The organism is Collinsella sp. LCP21S3_A3 (assembly GCF_052118905.1).
Lineage (GTDB): Bacteria > Actinomycetota > Coriobacteriia > Coriobacteriales > Coriobacteriaceae > Collinsella.
In genome coordinates this window covers 46350-64761 of sequence record NZ_JBQKGH010000006.1, presented here as the reverse complement: position 1 = coordinate 64761, position 18412 = coordinate 46350, and the positions used below count along the sequence as shown (strand labels likewise).

At 59.0% G+C, this 18412-nt stretch carries 20 protein-coding genes; 13 read left to right on the top strand and 7 right to left on the bottom strand.

Annotated elements, in window-relative coordinates:
- The first annotated feature begins 166 nt into the window (after window positions 1-166).
- On the top strand, window positions 167-943 hold the full coding sequence (locus tag ACTQ0H_RS04715) for a hypothetical protein (RefSeq protein ID WP_154517392.1): 777 nt from the start codon (window positions 167-169) through the stop codon (window positions 941-943).
- A 185-nt stretch (window positions 944-1128) separates the two neighbouring features.
- Complete coding sequence (locus tag ACTQ0H_RS04710; RefSeq protein WP_154517389.1) at window positions 1129-1347, top strand: hypothetical protein; 219 nt, start codon at window positions 1129-1131, stop codon at window positions 1345-1347.
- Window positions 1348-1438: 91 nt separating this feature from the next.
- Here the strand turns inward: ACTQ0H_RS04710 and ACTQ0H_RS04705 are convergent, their stop codons facing one another.
- The 3 genes from ACTQ0H_RS04705 to ACTQ0H_RS04695 all read right to left on the bottom strand — a co-directional run bounded on the left by ACTQ0H_RS04705 (window position 1439) and on the right by ACTQ0H_RS04695 (window position 3240).
- Window positions 1439-2053: a ketopantoate reductase family protein gene (locus tag ACTQ0H_RS04705; protein WP_441538109.1), complete on the bottom strand. Its 615-nt coding sequence runs from the start codon at window positions 2051-2053 to the stop codon at window positions 1439-1441.
- Window positions 2023-2352 (bottom strand): ketopantoate reductase family protein, encoded by a 330-nt coding sequence (locus ACTQ0H_RS04700; protein WP_441538108.1) that lies wholly within the window; start codon window positions 2350-2352, stop codon window positions 2023-2025. The genes ACTQ0H_RS04705 and ACTQ0H_RS04700 overlap by 31 nt, the downstream gene beginning before the upstream one ends.
- A gap of 117 nt (window positions 2353-2469) precedes the next feature.
- Window positions 2470-3240, bottom strand: a complete 771-nt coding sequence (locus tag ACTQ0H_RS04695; RefSeq protein WP_441048582.1) for a cyclase family protein — start codon at window positions 3238-3240, stop codon at window positions 2470-2472.
- A 162-nt stretch (window positions 3241-3402) separates the two neighbouring features.
- On the opposite strand from ACTQ0H_RS04695, the gene ACTQ0H_RS04690 reads away from it, so the two are divergent.
- The 6 genes from ACTQ0H_RS04690 (at window position 3403) to ACTQ0H_RS04665 (ending at window position 9200) form a co-directional block, all read left to right on the top strand.
- A complete protein-coding gene (locus tag ACTQ0H_RS04690; RefSeq protein WP_441538106.1) occupies window positions 3403-4593 on the top strand; it encodes an aldo/keto reductase in 1191 nt (396 codons plus the stop codon).
- 95 nt (window positions 4594-4688) lie between these two features.
- Window positions 4689-5555, top strand: a complete 867-nt coding sequence (locus tag ACTQ0H_RS04685; RefSeq protein ID WP_441538104.1) for a deoxyribonuclease IV — start codon at window positions 4689-4691, stop codon at window positions 5553-5555.
- A gap of 147 nt (window positions 5556-5702) precedes the next feature.
- Window positions 5703-6563 (top strand): ABC transporter substrate-binding protein, encoded by an 861-nt coding sequence (locus tag ACTQ0H_RS04680; protein ID WP_118345556.1) that lies wholly within the window; start codon window positions 5703-5705, stop codon window positions 6561-6563.
- Between the two features lie 191 nt (window positions 6564-6754).
- On the top strand, window positions 6755-8041 hold the full coding sequence (locus ACTQ0H_RS04675; protein WP_441547869.1) for an ABC transporter permease subunit: 1287 nt from the start codon (window positions 6755-6757) through the stop codon (window positions 8039-8041).
- A 12-nt stretch (window positions 8042-8053) separates the two neighbouring features.
- Entirely contained in the window at window positions 8054-8806 is a 753-nt protein-coding gene (locus ACTQ0H_RS04670; protein WP_022094423.1) for an amino acid ABC transporter ATP-binding protein, read from the top strand.
- 43 nt (window positions 8807-8849) lie between these two features.
- Window positions 8850-9200, top strand: a complete 351-nt coding sequence (locus ACTQ0H_RS04665; protein WP_441547868.1) for a heavy-metal-associated domain-containing protein — start codon at window positions 8850-8852, stop codon at window positions 9198-9200.
- Between the two features lie 20 nt (window positions 9201-9220).
- Here the strand turns inward: ACTQ0H_RS04665 and ACTQ0H_RS04660 are convergent, their stop codons facing one another.
- Window positions 9221-9646 carry a hypothetical protein gene (locus tag ACTQ0H_RS04660; RefSeq protein ID WP_427718560.1) on the bottom strand — a complete coding sequence of 142 codons (426 nt, stop codon included), beginning with the start codon at window positions 9644-9646 and terminating at the stop codon, window positions 9221-9223.
- A complete protein-coding gene (locus tag ACTQ0H_RS04655) occupies window positions 9639-11210 on the bottom strand; it encodes a Y-family DNA polymerase (protein WP_441547867.1) in 1572 nt (523 codons plus the stop codon). The genes ACTQ0H_RS04660 and ACTQ0H_RS04655 overlap by 8 nt, the downstream gene beginning before the upstream one ends.
- A gap of 214 nt (window positions 11211-11424) precedes the next feature.
- On the opposite strand from ACTQ0H_RS04655, the gene ACTQ0H_RS04650 reads away from it, so the two are divergent.
- The 5 genes from ACTQ0H_RS04650 to ACTQ0H_RS04630 all read left to right on the top strand — a co-directional run bounded on the left by ACTQ0H_RS04650 (window position 11425) and on the right by ACTQ0H_RS04630 (window position 16516).
- Window positions 11425-11949 carry an iron-containing alcohol dehydrogenase gene (locus ACTQ0H_RS04650; protein ID WP_441547866.1) on the top strand — a complete coding sequence of 175 codons (525 nt, stop codon included), beginning with the start codon at window positions 11425-11427 and terminating at the stop codon, window positions 11947-11949.
- A gap of 199 nt (window positions 11950-12148) precedes the next feature.
- On the top strand, window positions 12149-13843 hold the full coding sequence (pgi, locus tag ACTQ0H_RS04645; RefSeq protein WP_117817172.1) for a glucose-6-phosphate isomerase: 1695 nt from the start codon (window positions 12149-12151) through the stop codon (window positions 13841-13843).
- A gap of 282 nt (window positions 13844-14125) precedes the next feature.
- Window positions 14126-14800, top strand: coding sequence for a deoxyribose-phosphate aldolase (deoC, locus tag ACTQ0H_RS04640; protein WP_441015806.1), 675 nt, complete (start codon window positions 14126-14128; stop codon window positions 14798-14800).
- 149 nt (window positions 14801-14949) lie between these two features.
- Window positions 14950-15792 (top strand): Cof-type HAD-IIB family hydrolase, encoded by an 843-nt coding sequence (locus ACTQ0H_RS04635; RefSeq protein ID WP_441536801.1) that lies wholly within the window; start codon window positions 14950-14952, stop codon window positions 15790-15792.
- A gap of 64 nt (window positions 15793-15856) precedes the next feature.
- Window positions 15857-16516 carry an HAD family hydrolase gene (locus ACTQ0H_RS04630; protein ID WP_370450635.1) on the top strand — a complete coding sequence of 220 codons (660 nt, stop codon included), beginning with the start codon at window positions 15857-15859 and terminating at the stop codon, window positions 16514-16516.
- 60 nt (window positions 16517-16576) lie between these two features.
- Here ACTQ0H_RS04630 and ACTQ0H_RS04625 read toward each other — a convergent pair whose 3' ends face one another.
- On the bottom strand, window positions 16577-17359 hold the full coding sequence (locus tag ACTQ0H_RS04625; protein ID WP_441536803.1) for a TatD family hydrolase: 783 nt from the start codon (window positions 17357-17359) through the stop codon (window positions 16577-16579).
- A gap of 14 nt (window positions 17360-17373) precedes the next feature.
- Window positions 17374-18171: a tRNA threonylcarbamoyladenosine dehydratase gene (locus ACTQ0H_RS04620; protein ID WP_441538098.1), complete on the bottom strand. Its 798-nt coding sequence runs from the start codon at window positions 18169-18171 to the stop codon at window positions 17374-17376.
- Between the last annotated feature and the right edge of the window lie 241 nt (window positions 18172-18412).

Here is an 18412-nt window from a genome sequence, read left to right as displayed (position 1 = left end):
TGCGAGTTGTGGAAAACTCCTGTTGAGAGGATGTGAGTTTTACGCAAATGACGTGCACCTTTTGAGAAAAACCGCAGGTCGCGATTTACTCGGGGTACTATGCAGCGCGATCGAATCACACGCAGCTTAAACGCAGCAAAAACTCACTACGGAGGTTTCCAGCTACATGAGGATCGATTCACGAAAACCGAAGGCCGCCGCCCTTTCTGCCACGCTTGCCGTGGCGCTTTTAGTGGGTGCCGGCGTAACCGATGCCCACGCGGCAACACTGTCCGACGCGGTCGGATCCACGCCGTCCGAGGCGACCCTGATGCAGCCCGTCGACTATCGTGGCGACGGCTTTGGCTCCATGCAGGAGTGGAACGCCTCGATGGGGGCCAAGCGCGATTCCCTAGAGGTCCGCGCGCAGATCATCATGAACATGTACGGTGACTATGCCACCGATGACGAGCGCGCTGTACTGCAGGGTTGTATCGACGGTGCGGGCAGTCTTTTGACGATGGAGGAGGTCGACGCGAAGTCGGCCGAGCTCGACGAGCTTCGCTCCACGCTCGAGGATGCTAAGCGCGAGGCGCTCGAGGCTGCGGCCGTCGAGGCAGAAGCTGCCGAGGCCGTTCAGGCTTCGTATTACAACGCCGGCTCCGGCTCGTCTTACGCGTCTGCTGCGTATTACGCGAACGGCTCGGGCCTGACGCGCTCGGGCGGCGTCAATAACTACAACGGTCGTCGCGAGACCTATTACAGCAGCAACGTGCTGTATCACCACCGCACGGGTGAGTGGACGCTGGATTCCGAGGGCTTTTGGCGTGATTCCGACGGCTACTACGTGGTGGCTGCGAGCGATAAGTCCCAGGGCTCGACCTTTACGGGCTCTAAGGGCGAGTGCAAGGTCTACGATTCGGGTTGCGCAGCCGGAACTACCGATTACTACACCGGTTGGTAATCTGACGGCATCGATTGCACATGATGGACGGGCGTCTTTACCGAGCTTTCGGGCAATGTAAAGTCGCCCGTTTTTATATGCATTTGGGTTAACAGAGCCCTTACCGTGGCACTACGTTGGGCATATGGGCGCGGGGCACACTAAGTCATGAGAAACAAGGTCTTTCTCGTGGAGGAAGTGATCCCATGAACGCTCGAGATGTCGCTATTGCCGTCGTTGCCCTTTTGATCGGATGTCTTGGTCCGACGGCGGCGTTAGTTGCCGGCTTGCAGTCCACTACGGGTGCTGCTCCTGTGGTTGTGAGCGCCTTGATTGCGGCGGCGCTGTTGGGAAGCGCCGGCGTGGTGCTTTGCCGCGATGACGAGGACGAGGTCCCGGAGTCGCAAAACGAGCCTCAGTTTTAGCCTCGGCCTAAATGCGACAGGCCTTCGCGAGCGATGGGATCCTCGCGAAGGCCTGTCTGCTTACATTGCGCGCGTCGCCGTGCGGGCGAGGCTACCAGCTGCTTTCTATTTCGCGAATCCTCTGGTAGAGCCAATCGTTTTGCGGCACTTGGATATCGTGTTTGGCGGCCAGGCGGCAGATGGTGCCCGCGAACTCCTCGACTTCGGTTTTACGTTGTGCGATGCGGTCCTGCGCCATCGAGGGCATGCCGGCGGGATCGATTCCCTCGATGAGGTGCACCATCTGCGTCAGGTCTGCCTCGGTCAGCTCAACGCCCTCGGCGTTGGCGACCGCAAGTGTCTCGCGCATGGCGGAAACAAAGCAGCGACGCTGCTCGGAGTCCTGTTCCGTGGCGCTCCCGTACGTGCCGCCGTAGGCCATGCAGGTCTGGTTGATGCCATCGTTGAGCATGAGTTTGGCCCACATGCGGTGCGCAATGTCGCTCTCGACGGTATGGGCGATGCCGCAGCGCGTGTAGAGCTCATCGATGGCGGTGACGGTTGCGGGCTCGGTGCCTGCTGCCGCGCCAAAGCGAATCTCGCCCGCATTGGTAAAGGTGAGCGCGCCGTTAAGGAATACGGCGTCCATGCCCTGGCAGATGCCCAGGACGGTGTGCTTCCAGCCAAAGCGCTCGGCTATTTTTGCTCGCTCGTAATGCCGTTGCACAGCGAGGCGATGAGCGTGTTGGGTCCCACGACGCGCTCCATAGTCTTGAGTGCTTGGTCGAGCCCCGTCGTCTTGACCGTGAGAATGACCAGATCGGCGGGCGTTGCCTCGCTGGCGCGGACGGACTTGAGCGTGCAGGGCTTTCCGTTGACGGTGAGCGCATCGCCCACGTGGCGCTCGAAACGCGCGTCATCCATGACGTATTCGACGGCATCGTTGCCGAGGGCCTTGGCAATCATACTGCCGTAGAGCAGGCCGACGCCGCCCTTGCCGATAAAGGCGACCTTGTTGATCTGCATGTGAATCATCTCCCCATATAAAAGGCGCCCGCATATGGGGCGCCTGATGGATTGTATGCCGCTGGGGCATGTGGCGTACACCGGAGGCTGAATTTAGAAGAACAAATGCATGGGAACTTATGCCGCGGGGCAGATGGCAAAAACGCGCGCGGGATATCCAACGCCATCGCGCACCTTGGGGAAGGTGCAGAAGATGACGGCGCCTGTGGCAGGAAGCTCGTCCAGATGGTCCATGACCTCGATCTGGTAACGGTCGACCGAGAGGATGTACTGCTCGCCGGGGTAGGGGTAGGCGTCCTCGCGTGTGGTCACGGATGCGGGGTCGGTGTCTGCCGGCTCGTGGCCGATAGCGCCGATGTTGCGCTCTTCTACAAGCCATTTGATGGCGTCGAGGTCCCAGCCGGGGTAGTGGGGCTGGCCGTCCTCGTCCTTGTTTTCGAGGTCGGCGAGCTTGGACCAGTCGGAGCGGAAGGCGACGAAAGCGTCCTCGGGAATGCGACCGTGCTCGCCCTCCCAAGCTTTGAGGTCATCGATAGTCAGGATAAAGTCGGGGTTTGCGGCGCACTCCTCGTGCTTATCGATCACGCAGAGCGGATGCATAAACTCGACGGGCTCGATCTCGCCGAGGGAGCGGCCGTCAACATGAAAGTGGCGCGGCGCATCGACGTGGGTGCCGTACTGCGAGGCGACCGAATACTGGAAGCAACGCATGGGCGCGAGCATATCTTCGGGCGTGCCGGGCAGGTAGTCGAAGAGCTTGGTGGACTCAAATGGCTTAAAGCCAAACCAGTGCGGGGTGTCGCACGAGAGCGTGTGGGTGAGGTCGATCCAGCGGTAATCGGTGCTTTTGAGCTGGGTGGCGAGGTTCCAAAGGTCGAGCGTGGGCATGGCTGGCTCCTTTCATCGGACTTTTTGCTGATGTTAAAGCGCTGCCATGACGACTCGATTTCTGTTGGGTTACGATACGTTCTCGATTGCGGTTCCGATGTGTTTCGGTGGCGTGACGGGTTTGTTTCGCCGCGTCAGAGCTTCGATGGGGGAGGAGGGGCCGTGCAGTATCGCGTTGACCCCAAAAGCGGTAACCGTATCTCGGCGTTGGGGCTGGGGTGCATGAGGTTTCCCGGTGCGCCGGGACGCCCCGATGCGAAGACAGCCGATACTATCATTTCCCGTGCGGTGGAGCAGGGGATTAATTATCTGGATACGGCTTATCTTTATCCCGGCAACGAGGCTTGCGTAGGCGCTTCGCTTGAGCGCTTGGGCCTGCGCGACCAGGTTTTGCTCGCGACCAAGCTGCCGCACGCCTCGTGCAAGTGCGCGGAGGATTTCGACCGTTTCTTTGATGAGCAGCTGCGCCGCCTGCGGACTGACCATATCGACTACTACCTCATGCACAACATCACCTCGCCCGCCCAGTGGGAACGCGTGGTGGCACTGGGTATCGAGGATTGGATTGTGCGCCAAAAGGCTGCGGGGCGTATTCTCCGGATCGGTTTTTCGTACCACGGCAGTGCGGCGGACTTCCTCACGATGCTCGATGCTTATGAGTGGGACTTTTGCCAGATCCAGTACAACTACGCCGGAGAGCACTATCAGGCGGGGACGGCGGGGCTCATGGCGGCTGCTGAACGTGGGCTTGCGGTATTTGTAATGGAGCCGCTTTTGGGCGGACGTCTGGCAGGTAAGTTGCCGCCGCGGGCCCGCGCTGTGCTCGATAGCGCCCGTGACCCGCATTTGTGCACTCCTGCCGCTTGGGGGCTTTCGTGGGTGTGGAATCATCCTCAGGTGACGATGCTGCTTTCGGGTATGACCGATACCGCGCAGGTGGATGAGAACGCGGCGTTGGCCGATCGGGCCCTGCCGGATTCGATGACAGCTACTCAGCTCGATGCCATCGCGCACGTGCTGGAGGAGTTTGAAAAATCGAATCGCGTGCCCTGCACGGGATGCGGTTACTGCATGCCGTGTCCTAAAGGCATCAATATTCCTGGATGTTTTGCCGCCTACAACGCAAGCTATGCGCACAGCTGGTTTACGGGTCTATCGCAGTATTTTACGGCGAGCGCGGTGCGCACAAGCGAGCCCAAGTTGGTGAGCAATTGCGTCAAATGCGGCAAATGCGCGCGGCACTGCCCGCAGCATATCGATATTCCCGAGCGTCTCGACGACGTACGCCGCCGTTTTCAGCCTGGACCCGTGACGGCGGTGCTTAAGGCCTTCGGCAAAACGCGCTCCTCATGACCCTTTTATAACTTGCGGTGGAATAGTTCCTGTTTGCGGCAGAATAAGGCATCAACAGGAACTATTTCACCGTAACTGATGAGGGGGAGCTGGGGATGCTGACGATTGGGTGTCACCTATCCACGACGAAGGGCTATCGGGCGATGGGGGAGACGGCGCTATCCATTGGCGCCAATACCTTTGCATTCTTTACGCGCAACCCGCGCGGCGGCAAGGCGAAAGACCTTGACATGGATGACGTGGCGGCCCTGCGCGAGCTTATGGAACAAAACGATTTTGGTCCCCTCGTGGCCCATGCTCCGTATACCTATAACCCCTGCTCGGCCAAAGAGCGGGCGCGCGAGTTTGCCCTGGAGGCCATGGCTGAGGATCTGCAGCGTCTGGAAGCGCTGCCCGGTAACTACTACAATTTCCATCCCGGTGCGCATGTGGGACAGGGTTCCGACGCCGGCATTCAGATGATCGTCGACACCCTGTGCCAGGTGATGTTTGAGGGCCAGCAGACGACGGTGCTGCTCGAGACCATGGCTGGCAAGGGCACCGAGGTGGGCCGCCGCTTTGAGGAACTGGCGATCATCATCGAGGGCGTTGCTGACAGGCGCCCCGAGCTGTCGGCCAAGCTGGGCGTTTGCCTGGACACCTGCCATGTAAATGACGCCGGCTATGATATCGTCCAAGATCTTGACGGTGTGCTCGACGAGTTCGATCGTGTGGTAGGTATCGAGCGCCTGCGCGCTGTGCATATCAATGATTCCAAGAATCCCCGCGGTGCCCATAAGGACCGGCATGAGTGCATCGGCAAGGGTTACCTCGGCAGCGAGGAACTTGGCGGCGGAATGCAGGTTATGCAGAATATTGTATCGAATAGCCGCCTGCGATCATTGCCATTCATTTTGGAAACGCCGAACGAACTTGCAGGTTATGCGGCTGAAATTAAACTGTTAAGGTCATTGCAGCAGTAATGACTGTCATAAAGTGGAGTGTTCCATTCACGTTATGGGTTTGTTTCAATCAGTTTTCTAATTGCAGATTCTCTCACGCGGGTGCATAATAGCCCTCAGTTTTTGCAGGCCCCTGAATCACATGGGGCCATTGGAAGGAGACTGATTATGAAGCTGAAGAAGCTTGGCGCATTTGCCGCCACGGGCGCCATGGCGCTTGCCCTCGCACTGACGGGCTGCGGCTCGTCCAACGCCACCTCTGGTTCTGATGCCGGTTCCAGCAGCTCTGACGACGCTAAGGTCGAGAAGGTCGACGGCTCCAAGGAGTACGCGCTCGTCAAGGACGGTACGCTGACCGTCGGCACCTCTGCCGAGTACGCTCCGTTTGAGTACAAGGATGACAACGGCGATTATCAGGGCTTTGACCTTGAGCTCATCAAGGCTATCGGCGACAAGCTGGGCCTGGATGTCGAGTACGTCAACAACGACTTCGACACGCTCGTCCCCGGTGTCGCTTCGGGTACCAAGTATGACGTCTCCATTGCGGCTATCACCGACACGCCCGAGCGTGAGAAGGAAGTCGCTTTCTCCGATTCCTACTACATGGACGATCAGGCTATCGTGACCAAGGTCGATAACACCGACATCACGGCCGACAATTACAGCGAGAAGCTCAACAACGCCGACGCTACCATTATCGTCCAGTCTGGCTCGACCGCCGAGGCCTTTGCCCAGGAGAACTTCCCCAAGGCCAAGATCGTCCCCTACAAGGACGCTACCGAGTGCTTCAGCGCCCTGCAGTCCGATAAGGGCGATGCCGTAGTCACCAACCGCTCCGTTGCCAGCCAGCTGACCGCCGAGCAGTTCAACACCTGCCATACGGTTAAGCAGATCAGCACCGGCGAGGAGTACGCCATTGCCATCAACCAGGGCAATACCAAGCTCAAGGACGACATCAACCAGGCCATCAAGGACCTGACCGACGACGGTACCGTTGACGCCCTCATGGCTAAGTACAACATCAAGTAAACAGATACTTGATTGCGTGTGGGCCCTTTCCGTTTAGCGGAGAGGGCCTTTGCGCTTCTCTCGACGGAGAGTGTTTCCGTCTCTATTTGCCGGCAACTTCTACGATAGGAGCCACCTTGTCTCGACTGAACAAAGGGGCCGCTGGGCAGCGTTCTTCACTACCCGCCTTGCTCCAAAAGCTAGCCTGCGTCATGGCCGTGGCGCTCGCGCTGGTGTGCGTGGGGGCATCTGCGCCCTCGACTGCCCAAGCGCTTGAGACCGCAAAGATTACCGCCCGACCCAACACCGGTTCGGGCAGCGATGTGGTCGGCGGCACCGAGACACGTATTACCTGGGAAGTTCAGGCCGACGCCGACGAGGAGCTGAGCGGTCTTTCGCTGACGTTTGTCGACGGCACGACGTTTGGTACCGATGACACGCGATTGACGATGCTCTCGGGCGAGGACCTCATGGATCGCACACCCATGAAGCCCACGTGCACGGCTGATGGCCAGACGCTCAAGATCGACTTTGGCGAGACGGCGCCTGCCGGCGGCTTTTTCCGTGTCGAGGTGTACGGCGTGACCTTCCCCGTCGAAGGCGGCGACGAGGCCTTTAGCGGCACCTATACGCTCGCCGACGGTTCGACCAAGAAGATTTCCAAGATTCCTTCCGTCGAGATTAAGGGCGTGACGGCCTTCGATAACTTCCAGGCCGATCTTAAGGAACAGCAGTGGGTCGAGGCTTGGAATTCCAATATGTTCCTGCGTCTGTTCTTGAACCCGGTCATTTTGGTCCAGAGCCTGCCGGTCGTATTTAAGGGCTTCCTTATGTCGCTCTCGATCGTGCTTGTGGCGTTTCCGCTGGCAATCCCCTTTGGCTTTGCCTTGTCGCTCATGCGCATCTCCAAGTCGCGCATCCTGCGCTGTCTTGCCGGCATCTACGTGAATATCATCCGTGGTACGCCGGCGTTCCTGCAGATCTATATCGCGTTCTTTGGCCTGCCACTTGCCGGCGTCAAGGTGGACGACTACGTCTTGGGCGTTATCGTCATGGCCATGAACTCGTCTGCGTACCTGTGCGAGATCTTCCGTGCCGGTATTCAGTCGATCCCCAAGGGCCAAAACGAGGCTGCCCGCTCGCTGGGCATGAATGCCTTCCAGACGTTGCTCTACGTTATGATTCCGCAGACGTTCCGCAATGTCCTGCCTACGCTGACCAGCGAGTTTATCCTGCTTTACAAGGATACGTCGCTGCTCGCCGCCGTGGGCGTGGTCGAGATCGTCATGAATGCCCGCACCATCGTGGCGACGACGGGCTCCATCACGCCGTATGTGGTTGCCGCCCTGTTCTATCTGGTCATTACCCTGCCGCTTGCGCGCTTGGTGAGCGGTCTTGAGGCGAGGCTTCTGGGGACGGCCGAAACCAAAAAGAAGCGTCCCACCAAGAGCGCCGGACAGGTTGTCGCGACACCCGCCGATCATATTGCAGGTCTGTAAGGAGGTTCTATTATGAGCGAAACCAATAACTCGAACGAGGTCGTCGTCAGCATCAAGAATCTCCAGAAGGCCTTTGGCGATAACGTGGTCCTGCGCGACATCGATCTGGATGTGCACAAGGGTGAGGTCGTCGTGGTCCTGGGCCCCTCGGGCTCGGGCAAGTCGACGATGCTTCGCTGCATTAACCGTCTTGAGGAGCCCACGAGCGGCTCGATTGTCGTTGAGGGCGTGGATGTGTGCGCCAAGGGCGTCGACCTCAATAAGGTGCGTACGCACTTGGGCATGGTGTTTCAGCAGTTCAATCTGTTCCCGCACCTGTCGGTCAAAAAGAACGTCATGCTTGCGCAACAAAAGGTGCTCAAGCGCAGCAAGGAAGAGGCCGAGAAGATTGCCGTCGAGGAGCTGACCAAGGTCGGCCTGGCCGAGCGCATCGATTTTATGCCGAGCCAGCTTTCGGGCGGTCAACAGCAGCGCGTGGCCATCGCCCGCGCCCTGTCGATGAACCCGCACGTGATGCTCTTTGATGAGGCCACGTCGGCGCTCGACCCCGAGCTTGTCCGCGACGTCCTTGGCGTCATGCGCGATCTTGCGCGTGACGGCATGACGATGATCGTGGTGACGCACGAGATGGGCTTTGCCCGCGACGTCGCCGACCGCGTCGTCTTTATGGACGGCGGCGTTATCGTGGAGGAGGGCACGCCGAGCGAGGTCTTCGACCATCCCAAGAGCGAGCGCACCAAGGCGTTTTTGGGCAACATCTCGTAGCTGCTTTATGTGGCTGACATAGCAGAAAACGGCAAACATCATTGTGCTTGCCGTAATTGCCGGCGGCTTATTTTTTGGATTCCGGCGTATTGTCGCATCGACGCATGGCACATGCTGTTGCGGCGATGGGGCGGGCAGAAAGAAGGTCAAGAGGGTCGCGGTCGCGGACACCGATGTGTCTCACTACCCCTATAGCGATGAGCTGCTTATTGGCGGTATGAGCTGCGGCGGCTGCGCGCAAAATGTGACGAACGCCCTCAACGCTCTCGATGGCATTTGGGCCACGGTGACGTATACAGACCACACGGCGTGCATCCGTTCTAAAAACCCGATCGATCGTGAGGTGCTTGAGGCTGCCGTGAGGGATGCGGGCTATTACGTCATAAAGCCGTAGGGCCGGGCGTACGCTTGCGCTTAGGCTCGGCCGCGCAGCTCGATGTCTTGGATATCGTCGAAGCCGATGGCGATGTCTCGGAGTTTGAGCAGCTTGAACGCGGGGAGCACTTCGTCGAGAATGCCGGTGCGGCTACGATAGCCGTATGTATCGTAATAAGTGACGCGCACCAAGTCGCCGCGTTTGAGGCCCTCGAGCTTTTTTGAAAGTTCGAGGGCTTTTTCTTCCGTGAGTTCGCATTTGGGCTCAACAGAGATCTCTTGTTTGCGCACGAGCTCGTAGTATCCCGTGAGGGCGGCAAAGGGCATAAACTGCGCGGCGCGGTTGGCGCGAACGGCACCGTTAGCGGTGAGCTTGGGGTCGGCGGAGCGACGTCTTCCCTCGGGGTCCGCCAGGCGTTCAAAAGGCGTCGGTGGCCGCATCGGCTGTTGTTGGGCCTTAGGCACGGTGTCCTCCTACCTGATCGTTGCGTTCGCGTGCGGTGGCGCCGGCGGTAAAGCTTAATCCCTTGACCAGGGCATTCTTGCCGTACTTGCCCTTCACGGCCAGAACGGCGCGGGCCAGGTCACGCTCGCGTTCATCGGCCTTAACATCGCTAAACAGATCGATGGTGGCAAATTCCTCGGGCATGAGGTTGCCAAAGCCCAAATTGATGCGCTTGACCGGTCGTTTGGGATCGACGGTCTGCGCCCAGAGCTCATCGAAATAGCCCATGATCTTCTTAAACGAATTGGTGCGCTCGGGCAGCTTGCGCGAAGCGTTAGAGTGCGCAAAGAGCGCGGCATAGCCGCCACGCGGTTTGCCGCCATGCTCTCCCACAAAGATGCCGTCGATTGCCTGTGCCTCGCGCACCAGACGGCGTCGTTCGTCATCGCGCTGGACGGGCTTGGGTGCACGGGGTGCGAGCTCGGGGCCGGCGGTTGCGGCGGGTTCGATGCTCGACGTGCTCGAACGCACATGTCCGCATCCGTCTACATATTGCGCTGTGCCGCTGGCGTCGAGGCGGCGTATGTCGGCGCGCTCGCTCGCGTAGCCCACAAAGAGCGAGATGCTGTCGCAGACCACGTGCTTATCGACCAAGTCCAGTACGGCGGCATCGACCATCTCGCGCAAGACGGTGTAGGCCTGCTCGTAGGCATAACCCTTCGAGAGCACTTGTCCTGTGGTGGTTGAAGTTGCCTGCGGGCGATAGGCCTGAATATCGGCGATAGTTGTCGGCTCACGCCCAAAGGCGTGGTCGATGAGATACTCGGCATTGACGCCGAGTTCGTCGTAAAGCAGGTTTTCGTCGAGCGCGGCGACGCCCATCAGATCGTATACCCCGTACTTTTCGAGGCGAGCTGCCACGCCGGGGCCGATGCCCCAGATATCGGTGATGGGGCGATGGGGCCAGATCTCCTTGCGAAAGGTCTCGTCGTCGAGTATGCCGATGCGGCTGGGTACGTGCTTAGCGGTAATGTCGAGCGCCACCTTGGCCTGGAATAGGTTGGGGCCGATGCCGACTGTCGCCGTGATGCCGGTGCGCGCGAGGACCTCATCGCGCAGCATGCAGGCAAAGCTTTTGGCATTGGTATGGTAGAGCTCTAGATAGGGTGTCACGTCGATAAAGCACTCGTCAATTGAGTAGACGTGAACGTCTTGCGGACTCACGTATTCAAGGTAGATACCGTAGATCTGCGCCGACACCTCCATGTAGTGCTGCATGCGCGGTACGGCCTTGATGTAGTCGATGCCGTCGGGAATCTCAAACAGACGGCAGCGGTTGTGTATCCCGAGGTCTTTCATGGCCTGGGTAATGGCGAGGCAGATGGTCGTACGCCCGCGTGATTCGTCGGCAACGACCAGGTGGGTGGTGAGCGGATCGAGCCCGCGGTCGACGCACTCGACGCTGGCGTAAAACGTCTTGAGGTCGATGCAGATATAGGTGTGACGCCCGTGCCCCACGCGTTCTCCCATCAAACACATGTTCTTATCGAATGCATGTTCGATAATACCCGCTCGTCCGGACATCGTCAAAACCTGCCAAAAAGGGACAGGTTTATTTTGGTAGGTAAAACGCTTGACCGACCAAAACAAACCTGTCCCTTTTTGGCAGGTATGGTCGGGCGGTTGCATCGGGTTTTAACGCAGCGCTAAAGAGCGCGAAACAGCTCGGAAAACCTCGCTTCGTAGCATGAGCCTAACGATCGATACCACCATAAAGCACGGAAGGGTTGTGGGGATAATGGTCAACTATGGGTTTGGTATGCCGACGCGCCTTGTTGCGGATGGAGACGTGGCTCGCTGGTGTGGACGATTGGTCGCTCACTACGGCGGCACCAAGGCGCTGGTGGTGCTGGGTGGCGACAAACATACGCGCGATGAGCTTGTCTCGGCGGCGCTCGGCTCGCTTGACCGAGCTCTGCTCGAGCGCGTGCTTTTTCGTTGCGGCTCGGTTGAGGGCGACGGGGGAGACGAGCTGATCGACGAAGCTGGGGCCCTGGCGACCGACGAAGGCGTGGACTTTGTCCTGGCGATCGGCGATGCCGATACTGCTGGCTTTGCGCGCGAACTCGCGCGTCGCATGGCGGCGCTCGATGCCGGCGAAGACGGTTTTGTCCCTTATGGATGTATTGTCTCGGAGGGCAAAGTGCCTGCCGTCGTGGGGGCCGGTGAGGTTCCCGTTTTTGCCATCATCGCTCCCGAACTGCTTGAGGGCATTGGGTCTCCTCTGCGTGAGTTGCTCGGCAGCGTGTGCGCCGCGGCCTAATGTCTGCCATAAAGAGATGGGCTATTTTTGGTAGGTAAAGCGTTTGACCTGCCAAAATAAACCTGTCCCTTTTTGGTCGGTCGCCGTTTGGGGGCGGATTGGCAACGCTGGCTGATTACGGTCTTGACCTGCGCTAGAATAGGGGCATCTGATTATCCGGGCGCATGGAGGTTTGCGCCCGTATGTTGAGGAGGACTTTATGGCAACTGTTGCCGCACCTATCGACGCTACGTCGACCGCCGCTTGGAAGGCGCTCGAGGCTCATCAGGAGAAGCTCGAGGCCGAAGGTATCGACCTCAAGGCCTGGTTCGCTGCCGATGCAGAGCGCGTGAACAAGCTGAGCTTTGACGCCGGTGACCTGCACTTCGACCTGTCCAAGAACCTGGTGACCGATGAGACCGTCAAGCTGCTGTGCGATCTTGCCCGCGAGGTGAAGCTCGAGGAGCGCCGCGACGCCATGTTCTCCGGCGAGCACATCAACACCACCGAGGACCGCGCCGTCCTGCACACCGCGCTTCGCCGTCCGGCAAGCGAGAAGGGCCAGCTCATCGTCGACGGCCAGGACGTCGTCGCCGACGTGCACGAGGTCCTCGACCGCATGTACGCCTTTGCCGAGCGCGTGCGCTCCGGTGAGTGGAAGGGCGTTACCGGCAAGAAGATCGAGCATCTGGTGTCCATCGGCATCGGTGGCTCCGATCTGGGCCCGGTCATGGCTTACGAGGCCCTGCGTCCCTACGCCGACGCCGGTATCGACTGCCGCTATATCTCCAACATCGACCCCAACGACCAGGCCGAGAAGCTCAAGGGCCTGGATCCCGAGACCACGCTCGTGATTATCGTCTCCAAGACCTTCACCACGCTCGAGACCCTCACCAACGCTCGCGAGGTCAAGACCTGGATGCTCGAGCAGCTCAAGGCTCAGGGTGCCATCGACGGCTCCGATGAGCAGAACGCCGAGGCCGTGGCCAAGCACTTCGTTGCCGTTTCCACCGCACTCGACAAGGTTGAGGCCTTCGGTATCGACCCCGCCAACGCCTTCGGCTTCTGGAACTGGGTCGGCGGCCGCTACTCCGTCGACTCCGCCGTGGGCCTGTCGCTGATCGTCGTGCTCGGTCCCGAGCGCTTCCAGCAGTTCCTCGAGGGTTTCCACGCCATCGACGAGTACTTCTGCAATACCCCGCTCGAGAACAACGCTGTCGCGCTAATGGGCCTGCTCAACGTCTGGTACGTCAACTTCTTCGGCTCTAAGAGCCACGCCGTGCTGCCGTACTGCCAGTACCTGCACCGCTTCCCGGCCTATCTGCAGCAGCTCACCATGGAGTCCAACGGTAAGCATGTCCGCTGGGACGGCAGCGCCGTGACCTCCGACACCGGTGAGATTTTCTGGGGCGAGCCCGGCACCAACGGTCAGCACGCCTTCTACCAGCTGCTGCACCAGGGCACCGTGGTGGTCCCGGCCGATTTCATCGCCTTTGCCAATACCGCCAACCCCGCAACCGACAGCGGCCAGGATGTTCACGAGCTGTTCCTGGGCAACTTCCTGGCCCAGACCAAGGCGCTCGCTTTTGGTAAGACGGCCGATGAGGTGCGCGCCGAAGGCACGCCCGAGCAGATCGTCCCGGCCCGCTGCTTTGAGGGCAACCGTCCGACGACCTCGATCTTCGGCGATACGTTGACCCCGTTCGCACTCGGCGAGCTCATCGCCCTGTACGAGCACATCACGTTTGTCGAGGGCACGGTCTGGGGCATCGACTCCTACGACCAGTGGGGCGTCGAGCTGGGCAAGCAGCTTGCCAAGCAGATTACCCCGGCCTTCCACGACGACGCCGCCAAGGCCGAGCAGGACGCTTCGACCCAGGCGCTCATCGAGTTCTACCGCGCTCACCGTAAGTAGTCTTTACGGCCGAGTTGGCTTATGAATGAAAGGGGCCCGTATCCGTTGGGATGCGGGCCCCTTTGCTATTTGAGTGGGCATGAGGGCGTATTGAGGGGGGGGATGTCTTGCAGTCGGCATCCGCGTGCGGTGCCATTCGCTGTCCGTAAATATACGTCTACAGCTAATTTCATACCACTTGCCGGAATGAGGGCGCTGCCCTTGCATGTCGGGTGTAGATTGAACGTGGTTTTTCGCGTGAAACCACGAATCGGTTGTCAGCCCTGAACAAGGAGGCCCAGCATGACGCTTGCCAAACCCATCAATAAATACATCGACTATATCGATGCCCCCGAGGACACGTTTGAGCAGTATGTCGAGAAGGCGCTAAAGTACAACTTTCGCTGCGTATTTGCGAACCTGCAGGAGTACGAGACGGGCCGCGCCATGCTCGAGGGCTCTGACATCATCCTTGCCGGCGCTATCGACTTTCCCCAGGGCACTATGACGCTTGAGGAGAAGCTTGCGAGGTTTGAGGAATACGCTGCGTGTGGCTTTACCGAGATTGACTACGTTTTGAATCAGGGGTCGATCGAGAACCGCGATTTTGATGCCATCGAGCGCGAGATGACTGCCGTTGCTGATTTTTGTCGCGCGCATGGCATCACTGACAAGGTAATCGTTGAGATGTGCAAGCTGGACGGCGACGACGCCGCCAAGCGCCGTGTATGCGAGATCGCGCTGGAGGCCAAGCCGGGATTCCTTAAGACATCGACCGGCAGAAGCTTTGGCGGTGCTAAGCTCGAGGACGTGCGGTTGATGCACGAGGTGCTCGGCGATGCCGTGGCAATCAAGGCGGCGGGCGGTATCCATAATTACGAAGAGGCTTGCGCATTCATCGAGGCCGGCGCCAGCGCGTTGGGTGCATCGGCGGGCATCGCGATCGTCGAGGGCGCACCGACGGATGAGCGTCGCTAGCAGACGTATTTGACCTGAGCGATAAAGCTTCACGACCACACGCCGTTCATGTTCGGGACAATATGACTTTTTACCCGTCGCAGACAGAGCCGCAGTAGGTGTTCTGTATGATGACTCAGGCAAGGTTGTTCAATGACAGGGAGGCTTATATGGCAATCAAAGCCATCGCAATGGATATCGACGGTACGCTCACCAACGACCAAAAGGTCATCAGCCCGCGTACGCGCGAGAAGCTGCTCGCGGCGCAGGAGTCGGGCATTAAGCTCATTTTGGCTTCGGGCCGTCCCGCATGGGGGCTGCACGCCTTGGCGCAGGAGCTCGACCTTCATAACCATGACGGTCTGCTGGTGGCCTTTAATGGCGCGCATGTGGTCGACGCTCAGACCGATGAGGTCCTTTTTGACCAGGCCATGCCGGCTGATGAACTGCACCGTCTGATTGATCATCTGCGTAATTTTGACGTGATCCCTATGATTTCGCTTGGTCGCGATCTGCACGTCGAGGACTCGTACCGCTGCATGATTACGCTGCCGGATGGCTCGCAGAAGAATATCGTCAAGTATGAGCGCGACGCGTGCGATCTTAAGATTCGCGAGGTGGAGAGCCTGCATGAGGTCGTGGACACTTATCCCGTGGACAAGCTGCTCACTGCGGGCGACCCGGCCTATCTGCAAGCGCATCACGAGGAGATGTATGCGCCCTTTACTCAGAAGCTTTCGGGTATGTTTACGGCCGACTGGTACTTTGAGTTTACGGCTCCCGGTATCGACAAGGCCCGCGCGCTCGAGGGTGCCCTGCCCAAGCTCGGCATCGATGCCAGCGAGGTCGTCTCGTTTGGCGACGGCCAGAACGACAAGTCCATGATTGAGTGGGCCGGCACCGGTGTTGCCATGGGCAACGCGGTTGACGAGGTTAAGGCCGTGGCCCAGATGGTGACTGCCAATAACAACGAAGACGGCATTGCGGTGGCGCTGGATAAGCTGCTGGGTTAGAATCGCCGATTAATGCATGGTTCGGGCGCCTGCTTACAGGCGCCCTTTTGTTAGGGAGGGTGCCGTGTCCGCATTTCCGTTCGACGCCGTTATCTTTGACATGGACGGCGTCATTGTCGATACCGAGTATTACTACCTGAGCGAGACTGCCGCGTTTGCCAAGGAGCTTGGGCTTAACCTGACTCAAGAGGAGTTGAACGGGCAGATCGGTACCTCACATCAGTTCTTCCTGCATATGCTGGTCGATTGGTTTGAGCGCGCCGGTAAGGGGCATTTCACTGGCGAGGAAGCGTTGGCCCGTTGGGACGAGTGGGCGCATAAGCGTCCGCGCGACTATCAGGCTTTGATTAACCCAGGCGCCGTGGATACGATTCGAGAGCTGCCGCGCCGCGGCGTTCGCGTGGCGCTTGCCAGCTCGTCTCCCATGGATAGCATCGAGGAAGTGCTCAATGCGTGCGGGCTGTCGGATGCCTTTGAGTATGTGGTGAGCGGCGAGCAGTTTAAGGAGAGCAAGCCCGAGCCCGACATCTACCTGCATGCGCTGGACCTGCTGGGACTTCCCGCGAATCGCTGCTGCTGCGTTGAGGATTCGGTGCCTGGTATCACTGCCGGCAAGCGAGCCGGCCTGACGGTCATTGCCAAGCGCGAGGAACGCTTCGGCTTTAGCCAAGATGCCGCGGACAAGATTATCGACCAGCTGCCGGAGCTGCTGGAGCTTGCGTAGGACTTGGACGGCACGTCTACCGTCATAATGGTATCGTTGTCGTCTTTTTGCCCAGAGGGGTTAGCGAAGGCCAAAAATAGAGTGTGCATTTGTTAAAACTGCCGATTCGATACGCTTTGCGTCACAATTTTTGAGCGAGGCGATGCGCATCGAGGTCCTTGTGAGCGATTTGATGAGCGACTGCGCGCTTGTTTCTGTGTTTGCCTCCGCTGGTGCATCGGTCTCGAGTAGTAAACGATCGAGTGGAATCTGTCGTGCGTATTCGCGTCCTCGTTTAGACGCGAGCATGCGTTCGTTGACAGAAAAATAGCAGCCCACATTACGCGCGCGGGTGAGTTCGTCCGAAGTACCGCTAAACCAGTGGAAGATGATAGCGGGGGAGTCGGGGTTTGGGATGAGTAGACCATGCGATTCGAGGACGTCCAGTACGGTTCCTGCCGAACGAACGGCGTGAATCGATATTACGCGCCCGGCAAGAGGACACTGCACGAGCGCATCGCAGAGCCGGTCAAGTGCCTGCATTTGAAGCGGTTCGCTTCCGGCAAAGCGCGCGGAAAAGTCGAGTCCGACTTCGCCGATATAGCGCTCTTGGGCAGCAACTTTGCAAAGCAGATTGATTTCGGCAGGACCGCAGCGGCCGTCGGCGAGCCACCAGGGATGGAGGCCAACGCCCGCGATAATGTTTGGGTAACGGCTGGCCCGCTTTTTTGCTGCCGCGAAGTCGCGCGGGTCGACCCCGCAATCAAAGACCCCCAGTCCTATAGCCGCAGTTTCGTCGGCAACAGCATTCGGGTAAGCCATCAAATCAAGATGGCAGTGTGCATCAAATAACCGGGGCTCCATCTCGGCGCACTCCGCTAGTTCAGGCGCTGGCCATCGGCGCGCACGCGCTCGGTGCCGCGCCCACTGATCTGGCGGATAACCTCGCCGGCAATCATCTGACCCATGATGGGCGGCATAAAGCTGGCGGTTCCGAGCTCGGTACGCTCGTGGATGTTGGAAGGGTCGCGGGGCTGTGTCTTAACCGATTCCTCGCAGCTAAACAATACATGTAGGCTCTTGATTCCGCGCTTCTTACATTCTTTGCGCATAATGCGGCTCATGGGGTCACGTACCGTATCGAAGATGTCGGCAAAGTGGAGGCACTCGGGATGGAGCTTGTTGGCCCCGCCCATGGAGCTAACCAAACGAATGTCGTGGTCCTGAGCATATTTGGCAATGGTGAGCTTGGCCGAGATGGTGTCGATGGCGTCGACGACGTAGTCGAGCTTGCCGTCCGTCTGCTCAAAAACGCTCGCAAAGAACTCGTCGATGTTGTCGCTCAACAGGTATTCGGTGCGCTTGATAACGGTGGCGGCGGGATTAATATCGCGAATCATGGCTTCCATCACGTCTACCTTGCGCTTGCCGACGGTGCTTTGGAAGGCGATGGCCTGACGATTGATATTGCTGGGTGCGATGATGTCCTTGTCCAGAATGACGAAATGACCGATGCCGCCGCGGGCGAGTGCCTCGCAGCAATTGGAGCCCACACCTCCGCAGCCGAGCACCAGCACCGTAGCATCGGCGAGCTTATCGAGTGCCTCGCGGCCCATGATGATCTCGAGCTTGGTGTCGCGTGTCTCGATGGCGGCTGCGGCAACGGTTTCGGTCATAAATATCCTCCGATGGGGAAGCGAATCGTGTTTTAGCTATCGCCATTATAGGTATTATCACGATTCCATTTGAACCCTTGGGGTTTGTTGAAATGGGATCGGGATTCGCATAAGATTGAAGCAGATGGCGCCCGTTGCCGCGGGTTAGCCAACTCCGAAACACGTTTATGGCGTGAGAAGTGGCCGTCTTCGCATTACGCGGGGCGGCTATTTTGAGTACAAGATTAGATAGTTAGACAAA

Coding starts and splice junctions, on each gene's coding strand:
- ACTQ0H_RS04715 (WP_154517392.1), top strand. CDS start 167: ATGAGGATCGATTCACGAAAACCGAAGGCCGCCGCCCTTTCTGCCACG.
- ACTQ0H_RS04710 (WP_154517389.1), top strand. CDS start 1,129: ATGAACGCTCGAGATGTCGCTATTGCCGTCGTTGCCCTTTTGATCGGA.
- ACTQ0H_RS04700 (WP_441538108.1), bottom strand. CDS start 2,352: ATGCAGATCAACAAGGTCGCCTTTATCGGCAAGGGCGGCGTCGGCCTG.
- ACTQ0H_RS04695 (WP_441048582.1), bottom strand. CDS start 3,240: ATGCCCACGCTCGACCTTTGGAACCTCGCCACCCAGCTCAAAAGCACC.
- ACTQ0H_RS04685 (WP_441538104.1), top strand. CDS start 4,689: ATGCTGACGATTGGGTGTCACCTATCCACGACGAAGGGCTATCGGGCG.
- ACTQ0H_RS04680 (WP_118345556.1), top strand. CDS start 5,703: ATGAAGCTGAAGAAGCTTGGCGCATTTGCCGCCACGGGCGCCATGGCG.
- ACTQ0H_RS04675 (WP_441547869.1), top strand. CDS start 6,755: ATGGCCGTGGCGCTCGCGCTGGTGTGCGTGGGGGCATCTGCGCCCTCG.
- ACTQ0H_RS04670 (WP_022094423.1), top strand. CDS start 8,054: ATGAGCGAAACCAATAACTCGAACGAGGTCGTCGTCAGCATCAAGAAT.
- ACTQ0H_RS04655 (WP_441547867.1), bottom strand. CDS start 11,210: ATGTCCGGACGAGCGGGTATTATCGAACATGCATTCGATAAGAACATG.
- ACTQ0H_RS04650 (WP_441547866.1), top strand. CDS start 11,425: ATGGTCAACTATGGGTTTGGTATGCCGACGCGCCTTGTTGCGGATGGA.
- pgi (WP_117817172.1), top strand. CDS start 12,149: ATGGCAACTGTTGCCGCACCTATCGACGCTACGTCGACCGCCGCTTGG.
- deoC (WP_441015806.1), top strand. CDS start 14,126: ATGACGCTTGCCAAACCCATCAATAAATACATCGACTATATCGATGCC.
- ACTQ0H_RS04635 (WP_441536801.1), top strand. CDS start 14,950: ATGGCAATCAAAGCCATCGCAATGGATATCGACGGTACGCTCACCAAC.
- ACTQ0H_RS04625 (WP_441536803.1), bottom strand. CDS start 17,359: ATGGAGCCCCGGTTATTTGATGCACACTGCCATCTTGATTTGATGGCT.
- ACTQ0H_RS04620 (WP_441538098.1), bottom strand. CDS start 18,171: ATGACCGAAACCGTTGCCGCAGCCGCCATCGAGACACGCGACACCAAG.